Annotated in this window: 13 protein-coding genes; 9 read left to right on the top strand and 4 right to left on the bottom strand. The window is 70.1% G+C overall.

The features are described 5' to 3' along the window. Nucleotides 1-140 precede the first annotated feature (140 nt). The 3 genes from ACSMXV_RS12045 (at nt 141) to ACSMXV_RS12035 (ending at nt 3,299) form a co-directional block, all read left to right on the top strand. Nucleotides 141-1,241: a calcium:cation antiporter gene (locus ACSMXV_RS12045; protein ID WP_473177637.1), complete on the top strand. Its 1,101-nt coding sequence runs from the start codon at nt 141-143 to the stop codon at nt 1,239-1,241. Nucleotides 1,242-1,396: 155 nt separating this feature from the next. After that, on the top strand, nt 1,397-1,864 hold the full coding sequence (gene aroQ / locus ACSMXV_RS12040; RefSeq protein ID WP_473177636.1) for a type II 3-dehydroquinate dehydratase: 468 nt from the start codon (nt 1,397-1,399) through the stop codon (nt 1,862-1,864). Nucleotides 1,865-2,312: 448 nt separating this feature from the next. After that, on the top strand, nt 2,313-3,299 hold the full coding sequence (locus ACSMXV_RS12035) for an aldo/keto reductase (RefSeq protein ID WP_473177635.1): 987 nt from the start codon (nt 2,313-2,315) through the stop codon (nt 3,297-3,299). Between the two features lie 104 nt (nt 3,300-3,403). Here ACSMXV_RS12035 and ACSMXV_RS12030 read toward each other — a convergent pair whose 3' ends face one another. Both ACSMXV_RS12030 and ACSMXV_RS12025 read right to left on the bottom strand, forming a co-directional pair. Next, nucleotides 3,404-4,060: an MBL fold metallo-hydrolase gene (locus ACSMXV_RS12030; RefSeq protein WP_473177634.1), complete on the bottom strand. Its 657-nt coding sequence runs from the start codon at nt 4,058-4,060 to the stop codon at nt 3,404-3,406. Nucleotides 4,061-4,070: 10 nt separating this feature from the next. Then, nucleotides 4,071-4,796 (bottom strand): maleylpyruvate isomerase family mycothiol-dependent enzyme, encoded by a 726-nt coding sequence (locus tag ACSMXV_RS12025; protein WP_473177633.1) that lies wholly within the window; start codon nt 4,794-4,796, stop codon nt 4,071-4,073. A gap of 222 nt (nt 4,797-5,018) precedes the next feature. Between ACSMXV_RS12025 and uvrA the strand changes: the two genes are divergently transcribed. Continuing rightward, nucleotides 5,019-8,021, top strand: a complete 3,003-nt coding sequence (gene uvrA / locus ACSMXV_RS12020) for an excinuclease ABC subunit UvrA (protein WP_473177632.1) — start codon at nt 5,019-5,021, stop codon at nt 8,019-8,021. A 132-nt stretch (nt 8,022-8,153) separates the two neighbouring features. Here uvrA and ACSMXV_RS12015 read toward each other — a convergent pair whose 3' ends face one another. Next, nucleotides 8,154-8,720, bottom strand: coding sequence for a YceI family protein (locus tag ACSMXV_RS12015; protein ID WP_473177631.1), 567 nt, complete (start codon nt 8,718-8,720; stop codon nt 8,154-8,156). Nucleotides 8,721-8,821: 101 nt separating this feature from the next. Here ACSMXV_RS12015 and ACSMXV_RS12010 point away from each other — a divergent pair, with 101 nt between their 5' ends. Next, nucleotides 8,822-9,676 carry a helix-turn-helix domain-containing protein gene (locus ACSMXV_RS12010; protein ID WP_473177630.1) on the top strand — a complete coding sequence of 285 codons (855 nt, stop codon included), beginning with the start codon at nt 8,822-8,824 and terminating at the stop codon, nt 9,674-9,676. A gap of 47 nt (nt 9,677-9,723) precedes the next feature. Here the strand turns inward: ACSMXV_RS12010 and ACSMXV_RS12005 are convergent, their stop codons facing one another. Continuing rightward, a complete protein-coding gene (locus tag ACSMXV_RS12005) occupies nt 9,724-10,671 on the bottom strand; it encodes a carbohydrate kinase family protein (protein WP_473177629.1) in 948 nt (315 codons plus the stop codon). A gap of 356 nt (nt 10,672-11,027) precedes the next feature. Here ACSMXV_RS12005 and uvrC point away from each other — a divergent pair, with 356 nt between their 5' ends. The 4 genes from uvrC to whiA are packed head-to-tail and all read left to right on the top strand — an operon-like array spanning nt 11,028 to nt 16,316. Then, a complete protein-coding gene (gene uvrC, locus ACSMXV_RS12000; protein WP_473177628.1) occupies nt 11,028-13,220 on the top strand; it encodes an excinuclease ABC subunit UvrC in 2,193 nt (730 codons plus the stop codon). Further along, the gene (gene rapZ, locus ACSMXV_RS11995) at nt 13,217-14,302 is read left to right on the top strand and encodes an RNase adapter RapZ (RefSeq protein ID WP_473177627.1); all 1,086 of its coding nucleotides are present in this window, start codon (nt 13,217-13,219) and stop codon (nt 14,300-14,302) included. Before uvrC ends, rapZ begins: the two co-directional genes overlap by 4 nt. Continuing rightward, nucleotides 14,299-15,336 (top strand): gluconeogenesis factor YvcK family protein, encoded by a 1,038-nt coding sequence (locus ACSMXV_RS11990; protein WP_473177626.1) that lies wholly within the window; start codon nt 14,299-14,301, stop codon nt 15,334-15,336. The genes rapZ and ACSMXV_RS11990 overlap by 4 nt, the downstream gene beginning before the upstream one ends. Beyond that, complete coding sequence (whiA, locus tag ACSMXV_RS11985; protein WP_067271475.1) at nt 15,327-16,316, top strand: DNA-binding protein WhiA; 990 nt, start codon at nt 15,327-15,329, stop codon at nt 16,314-16,316. Before ACSMXV_RS11990 ends, whiA begins: the two co-directional genes overlap by 10 nt. Nucleotides 16,317-16,340: the final 24 nt, after the last annotated feature.

Genomic DNA, 16,340 nt, shown 5'->3' with positions numbered 1-16,340 from the left:
CATCGCGCTGTCAGCCGGCGGCGGAAAGCCCCCAGCAGGCAGGAAGGCACTCGGCGGCGGGCGTTCGGCAGCAAAGCGCCCGCAGCTCGCCGCTCACGCCTGTAATGCACCATCTGTACTCGTCTGAAAGCATCGAGATCATGATCGTACGGCTCCGGGAACTGACGGCGCACTGGACGACCGTCATGCCTTTGTTCGCACTGCTGCTGCTGGTCGCCACCTGGGGACGCTCCGTTCCCGGAGCCGTCGTCGTACTCATGACGCTGGTGCTCGCCGCCGCGGTGCTCGCCGCGGTGCACCACGCCGAGGTCGTCGCACACCGCGTCGGCGAACCCTTCGGCTCACTGGTACTCGCCGTTGCGGTGACGGTCATCGAGGTCGCGCTGATCGTCGCGCTCATGGCGGACGGCGGCGCCAAGAGCGCCACGCTCGCCCGGGACACCGTCTTCGCCGCCGTGATGATCACCTGCAACGGCATCGTCGGCCTGACCCTGCTGGTGGGTGCGCTGCGCCATCGCGTGGCGGTGTTCAACCCGGAGGGAACGGGTGCCGCCCTCGCGACCGTGGCCACGCTGGCCACCCTCAGCCTGGCGCTGCCCACCTTCACGACGAGCAAGCCGGGTCCTGAGTTCTCCACGGCCCAACTCGTCTTCGCAGCGGTCGCCTCGGTGGTGCTCTACGGGCTGTTCGTGGCCACGCAGACGATCCGGCACCGCGACTACTTCCTTCCCTTGACCAGGAAGGGCGAGGTGATCGACGCGGACCAGCACGCGGAAGCCCCGTCCGCGCGGATCGCCGTCATCAGCCTTCTTCTCCTGGCCTGTGCACTGGTCGGCGTCGTCGGCCTCGCGAAGGGCGTGTCACCGACGATCGAGTCCGGCGTGGAGGCAGCCGGAATGCCGCACGCCGTGGTCGGCGTCATCATCGCGCTGCTCGTGCTGCTGCCCGAGACCATCGCCGCATTGCGTGCCGCCCGCCGCAACCGGGTGCAGACCAGTCTGAACCTGGCCCTGGGATCGGCCATGGCCAGCATCGGGCTGACCATTCCCGCCGTGGCGCTCGCCTCCTTGTGGCTGTCGGGGCCGCTCGTCCTGGGTCTCGGCTCCGTCCACCTGGTGCTGCTCGCCCTCACGATCGGGGTCAGCATCCTCACCGTTGTGCCGGGCCGCGCGACCCCGCTGCAGGGCGGTGTCCACTTGGTGCTGTTCGCGGCGTACTTGGAGCTGGCGATCACGCCTTAGGGCTTGCGATCAGCCATGGGGCAGGCGGCGCTCCATCCGCGCGTGGCGGCCCGTGAGCACCGTGATAGACCGGTCTCGACAGCACCGAACGCAGCCGCAGGACGCAGCCGCAGGCCCAGGCCGAACGCGGCCGCCCATCGGACACAGGAGGACCCGTGCCCCGCACCCTCGCCAGCGCCCCCGTCATGATCCTCAACGGGCCCAACCTGAACCTCCTCGGCCAGCGGCAGCCGGAGATCTACGGTTCGGACACCCTCACGGACGTCGAGGCACTCTGCGCCAAGGCGGCGGCCGCGCACGGCGGCACCGTCGACTTCCGTCAGTCGAACCACGAGGGCGAGTTGGTCGACTGGATCCACGAGGCCCGCCAGAACCACGTCGGCATCGTGATCAACCCGGCAGCCTACTCCCACACCTCCGTGGCGATCCTGGATGCCCTCAACACCTGTGACGGTATGCCGGTGTTGGAGGTCCACATCTCCAACATCCACCAGCGCGAGGAGTTCCGGCACCACTCGTACGTCTCGCTGCGCGCGGACGGCGTCATCGCGGGATGCGGCGTCCAGGGGTACGCCTTCGCTGTCGAGCGGGTGGCCGCGCTGGTAGCTCAGCGCGAGGCGTAGCGGCGGCGGGTGCACGGCACCGCGGTTCGGACACGACCGCAGCGGTGTCTGCGTCGCACCCGCCCGCGAGGCGTCGCACCCGCCCGCGTGGCGTCACAGCCGGCCCGCCCCGACGATCCGCCGCAGGAACCGTCTCTGCGCTCCTGCTGCGGGTCGCCGCAGACCTCGTCGGCCGTGCTGCGCTCAAGAAGCCCTCGGCGTCCAGACAGCAGACCTGATCCGCTGGAACGGGCGTTGCGGCCGTGTGAACGCGCTGTGTCGACGGGTCTGTTGCGGCCCCTGAGCCAGCCCACCTGCTCTCCCTTGACTGTCCCCCTACCTGCCGAGCCGCCAGCAGAATCCGTCCGTTTCCGTCCGTGAGCCCGAAAGGCCTTGCCTTCGCGTGCGCTCCAAGTCGCAGACTCCCGTTCATAGCCCGGTACGACGGGCCCGAACGGGAGGGGACGCCGTGAAATACCGCACCATAGGAACCGATCCGAAGACCCGCCGCGAGGTGAGCGTGCTCGCACTCGGCGCGATGCTCTTCGGTTCCGTTACCGACGAGAAGACGTCCTTCGCCATCCTGGACCGCTATGTCGAGGCCGGCGGGACGTTCATCGACACCTCCGACAACTACGCCTTCTGGATCGACGACAGTCAGGGCGGGCAGAGCGAGGAGCTGCTCGGACGCTGGCGGCGCAGCCGCGGCATCGGCGACGAGATGATCATCGCCACCAAGCTGGGGGCGCGTCCGCTCGCGCCCGGTACCGGCTACATAGACAACCCCGAGGGGCTGTCCCCGAAGGTGATCCGTGAGTCCGCCGAGCGCAGCCGGGACCGGCTCGGGGTGGAGAAGATCGACCTGCTCTACGCGCACATCGAGGACCGGACCGTTCCGCTGCGCGACACCGTCGAGGGCTTCGCCGAGCTGGTGGCCGAGGGGACGGTCGGGCTGCTGGGGGTGAGCAACCACGCGATCTGGCGCGTCGAGCGGGCGCGCGCCCTAGCGGCGGCGGCCGGGCTGCCCGGCTACGAGGTCCTGCAATATCAGCACAGCCACCTCCGGCCACGTACAGACGTGCTGCAGCCGCTCTTCCCGGAGGGCAACCTCGGCAATGCCGGTGCCGAGCTGCTGAGCTACCTGAAGGCCGAGCCCGGCCTGACGCTGGTCGCCTACTCGCCGCTGCTCACCGGCGCCTACGTCAGGCAGGACAAGCCGCTGCCGCCGGACTTCGACCACCCGGGGACCCCGGCTCGGCTCGCGGTACTGCGCGAGGTCGCGAAGGAGACCGGGGCGACGGTCAACCAGGTCGTGCTGGCCTGGCAGACAGGCGGCCGACTGCCGGTGATCCCGCTGGCCGGGGCGTCGTCGGTGGCCCAGCTGGACGAGAACCTGGCCGCGGTGGACCTGGAGTTGACGGAAGATCAGCGGGCCCGGTTGGACGCGGCGCACTAGCGCTCACCGACAAAGCCGGCACTGGCGGTGCGCAGTCCTCCGAAGGAGCCCCCGGGCACGGGTGCGGACCGCGCCGGGACGCGCGTCGGGCACGTGGCCCGCGATCACCAGCCTCGCGCGCGCCACTCCCCAAGATGCGGCCGCTCCGCGCCCAGCGTCGTGTCGTTGCCGTGCCCCGGGTACACCCACGTCTCGTCCGGCAGAGGTTCGAAGATCTTCGTCTCCACGTCGTGCAGGAGGCTGGCGAAGGCCTTCGGGTCCTTGCGGGTGTTGCCCACGCCGCCCGGGAACAGGCAGTCGCCCGTGAACACATGCGGGTGCCCGTGCGGGTCGTCGTAGACGAGGGCGATCGAGCCGGGGGTGTGGCCCACCAGATGGCGGGCGGTGAGCTCGACGCGGCCGACGCGGATCGTGTCGCCGTCCTCGACCAGCACGTCGGTCGGGACGGGGATGCCCTCCGCGTCGTACCGCCCCGCGTAGGTGCGTGCGCCCGTGGCCTCCACCACCTGCGCCAGTGCCTGCCAGTGGTCGCCGTGGCGGTGGGTGGTGACGACGGACGCGATGCCGTCGTCACCGATCAGCGTCAGCAACGTCTCCGGCTCGGCGGCCGCGTCGATCAGCAGCTGCTCGTCCGTGGCGCGGCAGCGCAGCAGATAGGCGTTGTTGTCCATCGGGCCGACCGCGACCTTGGAGATCATCAGGTCCTGCAACTCGTGCACATCCGCAGGTCCGCCGACCTTCACCGCTCCGCTGTACGTCATGTCGCTCAGCCTATAGCGGGGGGAGCGCGGGGAGCAGGCCGCCGTCGACGTGCAGGGCCGAACCATCGCGGCGGCCGCAGAGCCAGCCGAGGAGATCAGCCTGGCGGCCGCTGACCGTGAGCTCGAACCGGGGCTCGCGGCCGCTCTTGATCTCCTCCAGGGTGAGGCTCTCGACGGCTCCGGTGGCCAGTCCGCGGCCATCGTCCTGCCTGATCAGCAGTGCGGGCACCCCGGGGTGGTGACGGAACCGCTGGGCGAGGAAGTCGATCTCCCGCTGGGTGAACTCCGGCGACAGGTCCTCCAGCTCGTACCCGATGCCCAGATCCACGTGGTGGAGCTCGACCTCGATCCACCGCCGGAACGGCACCTGCGAGGCGAAATCCGTCACGCCATTGCGCAGTTCCACCATGCGCGACCAGTCCGCGGGCGCCGCGCACGCCTCCTGGAAGCGGGCGGCGCTCTCGCGTACGTCCGCGAGCTGTTCGTCCAGCCCGCGCGGGGCGTCCCGCTCGATGTCGGCTTCCCGCTGCTCGGCGGTCGCGTACATGGGGCGTCCGGCGAGGACGTTCACGAGCGCGTCCGCGTTGCGGGCGAGGTGGGCGAGGACGTGGCCGCGGGTCCAGCCGGGAAGCCGTGACGGCTCGGCGGCGGACGCGTTGTCCAGTTCGGCGGCTGCGGTCAGCAGCCGGTCGGTCGCGTCACGTACAGACGCCAGGTCGCGCACATGATCGTTCATGGGGCCGACGATAGCCCCGCCACACGTTCGGGTGAAGGTGGCAGAGCGCCGACCAAAATCGAATGCACGTGCTATAGGCTCGAGCGCGGCGTCGGGCATGCTGGAAGGTCCGGGATTGTTACCAACCAGCGAAACCCATCCGGCGCTGTCGGTGGCTCCCCCTAGTCTGTGAGAGACGGGGGCCCGCCCCTGTCGCTTCTCTCAAGAAAGGTGCGGACCGGCGTGGCCGACCGTCTCATCGTCCGTGGAGCGCGCGAGCACAACCTGAAGAACGTCTCGCTCGACCTCCCACGCGACTCCCTCATCGTCTTCACGGGTCTGTCCGGGTCGGGCAAGTCGTCGCTCGCCTTCGACACGATCTTCGCCGAGGGCCAGCGACGGTACGTCGAGTCGCTCTCCTCGTACGCCCGCCAGTTCCTCGGCCAGATGGACAAGCCGGACGTCGACTTCATCGAGGGCCTGTCGCCGGCGGTCTCCATCGACCAGAAGTCGACCTCGCGCAACCCGCGCTCGACGGTCGGCACCATCACCGAGGTCTACGACTACCTGCGCCTGCTGTTCGCGCGTATCGGCAAGCCGCACTGCCCCGAGTGCAGCCGCCCCATCTCGCGGCAGTCGCCGCAAGCGATTGTCGACAAGGTTCTCGAGCTGCCCGAGGGCAGCCGCTTCCAGGTCCTCTCGCCGCTCGTGCGCGAGCGCAAGGGCGAGTTCGTCGACCTCTTCAGCGATCTGCAGACGAAGGGCTACAGCCGTGCCCGCGTCGATGGCGAGACGATTCACCTCAGCGACCCGCCGACGCTGAAGAAGCAGGAGAAGCACACCATCGAGGTGGTCGTCGACCGCCTCACGGTGAAGGACGGTGCCAAGCGCCGACTGACCGACTCCGTCGAGACGGCCCTCGGCCTCTCCGGCGGCATGGTCGTGCTCGACTTCGTCGACCTCCCCGAGGACGACCCCGAGCGCGAGCGCATGTACTCGGAGCACCTCTACTGCCCGTACGACGACCTGTCCTTCGAAGAGCTGGAGCCCCGCTCCTTCTCCTTCAACTCGCCCTTCGGCGCCTGCCCGGACTGCACCGGCATCGGTACGCGCATGGAGGTCGACCCCGAGCTGATCGTCCCCGACGAGGACAAGTCCCTCGACGAGGGGGCCATCCACCCCTGGTCGCACGGCCACACCAAGGACTACTTCGGGCGGCTCGTCGGCGCGCTCGCCGACGCCCTCGGATTCCGTACCGACATCCCGTTCGCGGGGCTGCCGCAGCGCGCCAAGAAGGCCGTGCTCTACGGGCACAAGACGCAGATCGAAGTGCGGTACCGCAACCGGTACGGGCGCGAGCGGAGGTACACGACCCCGTTCGAGGGCGCCGTCCCCTTCGTGAAGCGGCGGCACAGCGAGGCCGAGAGCGACGCCAGCCGCGAGCGCTTCGAGGGCTATATGCGCGAGGTGCCCTGTCCCACGTGCGAGGGCACGCGCCTCAAGCCGATCGTGCTCGCCGTCACGATCATGGAGAAGTCGATCGCCGAGGTCTCGGCCATGTCGATCAGCGACTGCGCGGACTTCCTGGGCGAGCTGAAGCTCAGCGCCCGTGACAAGAAGATCGCCGAGCGGGTCCTGAAGGAGGTCAACGAGCGGCTGCGCTTCCTGGTCGACGTGGGCCTCGACTATCTGTCGCTGAACCGCGCGGCAGGGACGCTGTCCGGCGGCGAGGCCCAGCGCATCCGCCTGGCCACCCAGATCGGCTCCGGACTCGTCGGCGTGCTGTACGTACTCGACGAGCCGTCGATCGGCCTGCACCAGCGCGACAACCACCGCCTCATCGAGACCCTGGTCAGGCTGCGCGACATGGGCAACACGCTCATCGTCGTCGAGCATGACGAGGACACGATCAAGGTCGCCGACTGGGTCGTCGACATCGGGCCGGGCGCCGGTGAGCACGGCGGCAAGGTCGTGCACAGCGGCCCGCTCGCGGAGCTGCTGACCAACAACGAGTCGATGACCGGCAAGTACCTGTCCGGCAAGAAGTCCATCGTGCTGCCCGACATCCGCCGGCCCGTCGACCCGACCCGGCAGCTCACGGTGCACGGCGCCCGCGAGAACAACCTGCAGGACATCGACGTATCGTTCCCGCTCAGTGTCCTCACGGCCGTCACAGGCGTGTCAGGATCCGGCAAGTCCACGCTGGTCAACGACATCCTCTACACGCATCTCGCGCGTGAGCTGAACGGCGCCCGGAGCGTTCCGGGGCGGCACACGCGCGTGGACGGCGACGACCTCGTCGACAAGGTGGTGCACGTCGACCAGTCGCCCATCGGCCGTACGCCGCGGTCGAACCCGGCGACGTACACGGGCGTCTTCGACCACGTCCGCAAGCTGTTCGCGGAGACGATGGAGGCGAAGGTGCGCGGCTATCTGCCGGGCCGCTTCTCCTTCAACGTCAAGGGCGGCCGCTGCGAGAACTGCTCCGGCGACGGCACCATCAAGATCGAGATGAACTTCCTGCCGGATGTGTACGTGCCGTGCGAGGTCTGCCACGGCGCGCGCTACAACCGGGAGACCCTGGAGGTCCACTACAAGGGCAAGTCCATCGCCGAGGTGCTGGACATGCCGATCGAGGAGGCCCTCGGCTTCTTCGAGGCCGTGCCCGCGATCGCCCGCCACCTCAGGACGCTCAACGACGTCGGCCTCGGATACGTCCGTCTCGGCCAGCCCGCGCCCACGCTCTCCGGCGGTGAGGCCCAGCGCGTGAAGCTCGCGAGCGAGCTGCAGAAGCGGTCCACGGGACGCACGGTCTACGTCCTGGACGAGCCGACCACCGGTCTGCACTTCGAGGACATCAGCAAGCTGATCTCGGTGCTGTCCGACCTGGTCGACAAGGGCAACACGGTCATCGTCATCGAGCACAACCTCGACGTGATCAAGACGGCCGACTGGGTCGTCGACATGGGCCCGGAGGGCGGCAACGGCGGCGGTCTCGTCGTCGCGGAGGGCACGCCGGAGCAGGTGGCGGCGGTCCCGGCGAGCCACACGGGCAAGTTCCTGCGCGAGATCCTGGGCGCCGACCGCATCAGCGACGCGTCGTCGACCGAGACGACAAAGGCACCGCGCAAGACGGCGGCCAGGAAGACGGTGGTGGCCAACTCCACGGCCACGGCGAAGGCGACGGTCACCAAGGCGACCAAGAAGACCGGCGCCAAGAAGGCGAGCCAGGCCCGCACGGCCTGACCTGCGTCACCCCAGGCAACGCGCGACCGCGCCCCACGGGAGGAACTTCCCGTGGGGCGCGGCGTGTATACGGAGGGCGCGCGCCAGGGAGATGCGGCGGACGCACGACCAGGTCAGGTCGGACAGGTGGGGTCAGGCGCTCCGCGGCTCGACGAACTGCATGTCCAGCTGGATCTTCACCACGTCGCCGAGCAGCCCGGTCCCGAAGTCCAGCCCGAAGTCGCTGCGCCGGATCTCGCCCGTGGCCTCGAACCCGGCGTGCCTGCGCCCGTCCACGACGGAGTCCACGAGCCCGCCGAACTCGACGTTCAGCATCACCGGACGCGTCACGTCGCCGATGGTCAGCTCGCCCTCCATCGACCACTCCTCGCCCTTGCCGGACACCCGTGTCGAGCGGTACGTCATCGTCGGCCGGCTCTCGACGTCGAGGAGTTCGGGGGAGCGGACGTGTGCGTCACGGTCGGTGTTGCCGGTGTCGATGGAGGCGAGATCGATGGTCGCGCCGACCTTGATCCCGTCGACCGTCCCGCCGACGTACAGCTCGGCCTCCACGGTGCCGAAGCGGCCCCGTACCTTCGAGATCCCGAGATGGCGGATGGTGAAGTTGACGGCGGAGTGGAGGGGATCGAGCTCCCAGTTCCCGGACGGGAGCGGCAGGGCAGGAGCGGCGTTCACGGCTGTGGCGTTGTCATTCGTCATGTCTCCAACCTGCCGGGGCCGCCACCACCGAGGGAGACCGGGCTGAGACTGGTAGTGACAGGGCCACGATCAGACCCCCGGCGCATTGGTACGTTCTCGGGGTGGGCGACAACGAGATGGGCACCTTCCTGCGATCCCGTCGTGAGGCGGTCACACCGGCCGAGGTTGGGCTGCCCACCGGCCCCCGCCGCCGCACGCCCGGCCTCCGGCGCTCGGAGCTGGCCACGCTCGCCGGCATCAGCGTCGAGTACCTCACCCGGCTCGAACAGGGCCGCGACCGCAATCCGTCCCCGCAGGTCCTGGGCGCCCTTGGCGACGCCCTGCGCCTCACCGTGAGCGAACGGCTCCTGCTGCGGCGCCTGGCGAAGGAGAACGGCGGTGACGCCTTGCTCTGTTCGGCGGCCGTGGCGCCGACCCGCACGGTACGGCCCACCGTGCAGGCCATGCTGGACCGGCTGGAGCCCACCCCCGCCGTCCTGCTGAACTGGATCGGCGACATCCTCGCGTACACCGCCGGCTACCAGCGGCTCGCCGCCCCTCTCGGCGTACTCGACGAGGAGCACCCCAACATGCTCCGGTACGTGTTCACCGACACCCGCGCCCGCGCCGCACACCCCGACTGGGACCGCGTGGCCGACGAGCAGGTCGCCGTTCTCCGGCACGAGGCTCCGCTGCAGGACCCCCATGTCGCCTCGCTGGCCGACGAGTTGACGGTCACGGCAGGCGCCGCTTTCGCCGACCGGCTCGCCGCCGTGCCCGTCATGCCCCGGCGCGCGGGAGTACAGACCGTCGAACACCCCGGAGCAGGCGCCCTGCGCCTGGTGTACGAAACGCTCGCGCTCCCCGACGACGGCCAGCGGATGGTCGTCCATCTGCCCGCCGACGAGGCGACGGCCGCGGCCCTCGACCGCCTCGACGGACGCCGGCCCGGCGCGCTGCGCGCCGTCAACGGCTGAGCCACAGGGGCGCCGTCAACGGCTGACGTACATCCCCATTTCCGGACTTACAGGCCGAGTTCGGCGGCGTACGGCGGCTGCGCTCCCGGACGGGAGCAGGTGATCGCCGCGGCCCGGGCCGCGAAGCCGAGGATGTCGTGCCAGTCGTCCTCGCCGAGCGCCGCCATGGCCTCCACGGACAGCGCGTCGTGCGCGGCGAGCCGGTGCAGCAGCGCGGCGTTGACCGTGTCACCCGCACCGATCGTGTCGACGACGTCGACCGGGACGCCCGGCACCGCGTACTCCCCGCCCTCCCGGGTCAGCACCGTGAGGCCGTCGCCGCCATGGGTCAGCACGACCGCGGCGGGGCCGGCGGCCAGCCACTCCTTCGGTGCCCCGCCGAGCCACGCGGCGTCCTCCTCCGACAGCTTCACCAGCCCCGTGTGCGGCAGCCAGGAGCGGAACCGCGCGCGATAGGCGTCCGCGTCCGGTATCAGCACCGGCCGGATGTTCGGGTCCAGTGCCGTGAACACGCCCTGCCCGGCAGCGGTCCGCATCAGCTCCTCGTACGCGGTCGCGCCCGGCTCCAGGACCAGCGAACACGTTCCGAACGACACCGCGCGCGTACCGGGCGGCAGTTGGTCCGGCACGGCGAAAAGCCGGTCCGCCGTTCCCTCGACGTAGAAGGAGTACCCAGCCGAACCGTCCGCGCCGATCGAGGCGACGGCCAGCGTCGTCGGCTCCGTGCCGCGCTGCACGTACGACACGTCCACCCCCGCCGCGCGCAGCCCGCCCAGCAGCGCCTCGCCGAAGGCGTCGGCCGACACCCGGGAGCAGAAGGCCGTGGGCGAGCCGAGCCGGCCCAGCGCCACGGCGGTGTTGTAGGGCCCGCCGCCCAGGCGCGGGGCGAGGTCCGGCAGCCCGCCGTCGGCATTCGGCGATACGCGAGAGGGGCTCCCGTACCGTCCCGGTTGCGGGACGAGGTCGATGAGGGCCTCACCGGCGACGACGATCACGAGACGGTTCCTTTCTGGGCGCACCCTCATGAGGCGCAGTGATCAGGTGCTCAGGTCGGTGGTGGGTGCGGGCTCGGCCGGTCCTCGCCGGGCACGCCCGCCCCGGTTGCGGTGCCCGCGGGAACGTATCTCACCGTCCCGGTCGCGGTGCCCGCGGGAACGTATCTCATCTGCGCCCGAGCGTAAACGCCCGCGTGAACCCGGTATACGATGATTTGTCTCTTATATACGGGTTTCATGCCCCTGACGAGGGACGATGCCAGAATGGCGTGGTCCCGCGCGCGGCACCTTTTCCGGGGCTGGCGAGAGGTCCTCGGGCGGCCCTGTTGTCGGTCCCCGCCAGTAGGGTGTGAGGCATGGCAGACCCCTCCAGTTACCGCCCCAAGCCGGGACAGATCCCCGACTCGCCGGGGGTCTACAGGTTCCGCGACGAGCACCGTCGCGTGATCTACGTCGGCAAGGCGAAAAGCCTGCGCCAGCGCCTGGCGAACTACTTCCAGGACCTCGCGGGCCTGCACCCGCGCACCCGCACCATGGTCACCACGGCCGCGTCCGTGGAGTGGACGGTGGTGTCGACCGAGGTCGAGGCGCTGCAGCTGGAGTACTCCTGGATCAAGGAGTTCGACCCCCGGTTCAACGTCAAGTACCGGGACGACAAGAGCTATCCGTATCTCGCGGTGACCATGAACGAGGAGTTCCCGCGGGTCCAGGTCATGCGCGGCCACAAGAAGAAGGGCGTCCGCTACTTCGGGCCGTACGCGCACGCATGGGCGATCCGCGACACCGTGGACCTCCTGCTGCGCGTCTTCCCGGTGCGCACATGCTCCGCCGGCGTCTTCAAGAACGCGGCCAGGACCGGCCGCCCGTGCCTCCTCGGGTACATCGACAAGTGCTCGGCCCCCTGCGTCGGCCGCGTCTCCGCCGAGGAACACCGCGAACTCGCCGAGGAGTTCTGCGACTTCATGGCCGGGCGCACGGGCACGTACATCCGTCGTCTGGAGAAGCAGATGATGGACGCCGCCGAGGAGATGGAGTACGAGAAGGCGGCCCGCCTGCGCGATGACATAGGCGCCCTGAAGAAGGCGATGGAGAAGAACGCGGTCGTGCTGGCCGACGCGACCGACGCCGACCTCATGGCGGTCGCCGAGGACGAGCTCGAGGCCGCCGTCCAGATCTTCCACGTCCGCGGTGGCCGGGTGCGCGGCCAGCGCGGCTGGGTCACCGACAAGGTGGAGGCCGTCACCACCGGTGATCTCGTGGAGCACGCGCTCCAGCAGCTGTACGGCGAGGAGACCGGCGACTCCGTACCCAAGGAGGTGCTGGTCCCGGCGCTGCCCGACCCCGCCGAACCGGTGCAGGAGTGGCTGACCGGCCGCCGCGGGTCGAACGTCTCGCTGCGCATCCCGCAGCGCGGCGACAAGAAGGCCCTCATGGAGACCGTGCAGCGCAACGCACTACAGGCTCTCGCCCTGCACAAGACCAAGCGCGCCTCCGACCTCACCACGCGCTCGCGCGCCCTGGAGGAGATCGCAGAGGCGCTCGACCTGGACAGCGCCCCGCTGCGGATCGAGTGCTACGACATCTCGCACCTGCAGGGCGACGACGTCGTCGCGTCCATGGTCGTCTTCGAGGACGGCCTGGCGCGGAAGAGCGAGTACAGGCGGTTCCAGATCAAGGGTCGTGTCGGAGACACGCAAATCTGGCACGGCGCCGGCCAGGACGACGTCAGGTCCATGCACGAGGTGATCATGCGTCGCTTCAAGCGGTACCTGGCCGAGCAGGAGAAGACGGGGGAGTGGGCCGGGGACGGCTCCTCCGCGGAACTGTTCGCAGATGCCTACGAAGGATCTGTCGAGGGACCGGGCGAGGGACTGGGGCAGGGACCGGTCGAGGCGTCCCCCGGAGCGGTCGACGGCGCCGCACCCGAGGCCGACGGTGCCCGGGCACGCCTGGTCGACGACACCGGCCGCCCCAAGCGCTTCGCCTACCCTCCGCAGCTCGTCGTCGTCGACGGCGGCCAGCCGCAGGTCGCCGCGGCCAAGAAGGCCCTCGACGAGCTCGGCATCGACGACATCGCGGTGTGCGGCCTGGCCAAGCGCCTCGAAGAGGTGTGGGTGCCCGACGAGAGCGACCCGCTGGTCCTGCCGCGCACCAGTGAGGGCCTGTACCTTCTGCAGCGCGTACGCGACGAGGCGCACCGTTTTGCGATCACGTATCAGCGCACCAAGCGGGCCAAGCGCTTCAAGGCAGGCCCCCTGGACGAGGTGCCGGGCCTGGGCGACGCCCGGAAACAGGCCCTGATCAGGCATTTCGGTTCGGTGAAGAAGCTGCGTGCTGCGACCGTCGAGCAGATTTGCGAGGTCCCGGGCGTGGGCCGCAAGACGGCCGAGACGATCCTCGGGGCCTTGGCCCGTACGGCGCCTGCGGCACCCGCCGTGAACACGGCCACAGGAGAGATCATTGAGGACGAGGAGCCCGCACCCGCGGGTTCCGGGCAAGAAGCCGAGGCCGCGGGGGCCTCGGACGAAAGACGGGGGCAGGAGACATGAGCGAGCACGGCGCACACGAACAGGGCGCACACGGCCAAGAGAGCGATCAGCGTGCGCAGAGCGAACAGCGCGCACCGAGCGCACCGAGCACACCCAGCGCGTCCAGCCCACAGGAAGCACAGGAAGCACAGGACGCACAGGAAGCACAGGACGCACAAGCCGAACATGGAGCACAGGTGAGTACGGGCACGACCATCGACGCGAACGGGGTTCCCGACTCCGCGATCCCCGAGTTGGTGATCATCTCGGGAATGTCCGGGGCAGGCCGGTCCACGGCGGCCAAGTGCCTCGAGGACCTCGGCTGGTTCGTCGTCGACAACCTGCCGCCCGCGCTGATCCCCACCATGGTGGAGCTCGGCGCTCGCTCCCAGGGCAATGTGGCCCGGATCGCGGTCGTCGTCGACGTCCGGGGCCGGCGCTTCTTCGACAACCTCCGTGAGTCGCTCGCCGACCTGGAGGCCAGGAACGTTACCCGACGGATCGTTTTTCTGGAGTCGTCCGACGATGCCCTGGTCCGCCGCTTCGAGTCCGTACGCCGGCCCCATCCGCTGCAGGGCGACGGCCGGATCGTCGACGGCATCGCAGCCGAGCGCGATCTGCTGCGCGAGCTGCGCGGCGACGCCGACCTGGTGATCGACACCTCCAGCCTCAACGTCCACGAACTGCGCGCCAAGATGGACGCCCAGTTCGCCGGCGACGAGGAGCCGGAGCTGCGGGCCACGGTGATGTCCTTCGGCTACAAGTACGGCCTGCCGGTCGACGCCGACCTCGTCGTCGACTGCCGCTTCCTGCCGAACCCGCACTGGATCCCGGAGCTGCGCCCGTACACCGGCCTCAACGAGGAGGTCTCCGGCTACGTCTTCAACCAGCCCGGTGCCAAGGAGTTCCTCAACCAGTACACCGAACTGCTCCAGCTCATCGCCGCCGGCTACCGCCGCGAGGGCAAGCGCTATGTGACCATCGCGGTCGGCTGTACCGGCGGTAAGCACCGCTCCGTCGCCATGTCGGAGAAGCTCGCCAAGCGACTCGCATCCGAGGGAGTGGAGACCGTCGTCGTCCACCGGGACATGGGCCGCGAATGAGCGAACCCAATCTCCGGCTCCGCAGGCTGCGCCGGATCACAGGTGCCGGCGGGAAGGTACGCCGCCGGGGTGCCCAGCCCAAGGTCGTCGCGCTCGGCGGCGGCATGGGCCTTTCCGCCTCGCTCGCCGCGCTGCGCCGTATCACCGGCGACCTCACCGCCGTCGTCACGGTCGCCGACGACGGCGGTTCCAGCGGACGGCTGCGCCACGAGCTCGGCGTGCTCCCGCCCGGCGATCTGCGCAAGGCTCTCGCGGCGCTGTGCGGCGACGACGAGTGGGGCCAGACCTGGGCCCGTGTCATCCAGCACCGCTTCCAGTCCAAGGGGGACCTGCACGAACACGCGGTCGGCAATCTGCTGATCGTGGCCCTGTGGGAGCAGCTCGGCGACCATGTCCAGGCCCTCGACCTGGTCGGCAAGCTGCTGGGCGCGCACGGCCGCGTCCTGCCGATGTCCGCGGTGCCACTGGAGCTCCAGGCGCTCGTACGAGGCCATGATCCGGAGCAGCCCGACGAGGTCGACACGGTTCGCGGTCAGGCCACCGTCGCGCTCACCCCAGGTGAGGTGCAGTCCGTGCACCTCGTCCCGAACGATCCGCCGGCCGTCCCCGAGGCCGTTGAGGCGGTCCTCGACGCGGACTGGGTGGTGCTCGGCCCTGGTTCCTGGTTCTCCTCCGTGATCCCGCATCTGCTCGTGCCCGACCTGCTGGACGCCCTCATGCGGACCAAGGCCCGCCGGGTCCTCTCGCTCAATCTGGCTCCGCAGCCCGGCGAAACCTCCGGCTTCTCCCCGCAGCGTCATTTGGAGGTTTTGGGGCGACACGCCCCTAAACTCGCCCTGGACGTGGTGTTGGCCGACGAGGCCGCCGTGCCCGACTGCGAGTCGCTGACCGAGGCCGCCCAAAGGTTCGGCGCCGCGGTCGAGCTGGCGCCGGTCGCCCGGACCGACGGCAGCCCTCGGCACGACCCGGAGCTCCTGGCTGCCGCGTACGACCGTATTTTTCGGATGCATGGAAGGATCGGCCCATGGCGATGACGGCAGCGGTGAAGGACGAGATCTCCCGGCTACCCGTCACCCGGACCTGCTGCAGGAAGGCAGAGGTCTCGGCGATCCTGCGGTTCGCGGGCGGGCTGCACCTGGTGAGCGGCCGCATCGTGATCGAGGCGGAGCTGGACACGGCGATGGCGGCGCGCCGGCTGAAGCGGGACATCCTGGAGATCTTCGGACACAGTTCCGAACTGATCGTGATGGCTCCCGGTGGGCTGCGGCGCGGCTCCCGCTATGTCGTACGCGTGGTCGCGGGCGGCGACCAGCTGGCCCGCCAGACGGGTCTTGTGGACGGCCGCGGCCGCCCCATCCGCGGACTGCCCCCGCAGGTGGTCTCGGGGGCCACCTGTGATGCGGAGGCCGCCTGGCGCGGGGCGTTCCTCGCCCATGGATCGCTCACCGAGCCCGGTCGTTCCTCCTCCCTCGAGGTGACCTGCCCGGGCCCCGAGGCGGCGCTCGCGCTGGTCGGCGCGGCCCGCCGGCTGTCGATCGCCGCCAAGGCCCGCGAGGTACGGGGCGTGGACCGGGTCGTCGTCCGCGACGGCGACGCGATCGGCGCGCTGCTCACCCGGCTCGGCGCCCATGAATCGGTGCTGGCCTGGGAGGAGCGGCGGATGCGCCGCGAGGTCCGCGCCACCGCCAACCGCCTCGCCAACTTCGACGACGCCAACCTGCGCCGCTCGGCCCGCGCCGCCGTGGCCGCCGGGGCCCGCGTCCAGCGCGCCCTGGAGATCCTCGGCGAGGAGGTGCCCGAGCACCTCGCGGCCGCCGGCCGGCTGCGCATGGAGCACAAGCAGGCTTCCCTGGAGGAGCTGGGCGCGCTCGCCGACCCGCCGCTCACCAAGGACGCCGTCGCGGGCCGTATCCGCCGCCTGCTGGCCATGGCCGACAAGCGGGCGCAGGACCTGGGCATCCCGGGGACGGAGTCCAACCTCTCGGAGGAGATGGCGGACAACCTCGCGGGCTGACCGTCGGCTTCGCACCTCCAATGC

Source organism: Streptomyces sp. DSM 42067, from assembly GCF_055792885.1.
Note: the sequence above shows the minus strand (reverse complement) of the source record. Positions and strands in the feature narration are given on the sequence as shown.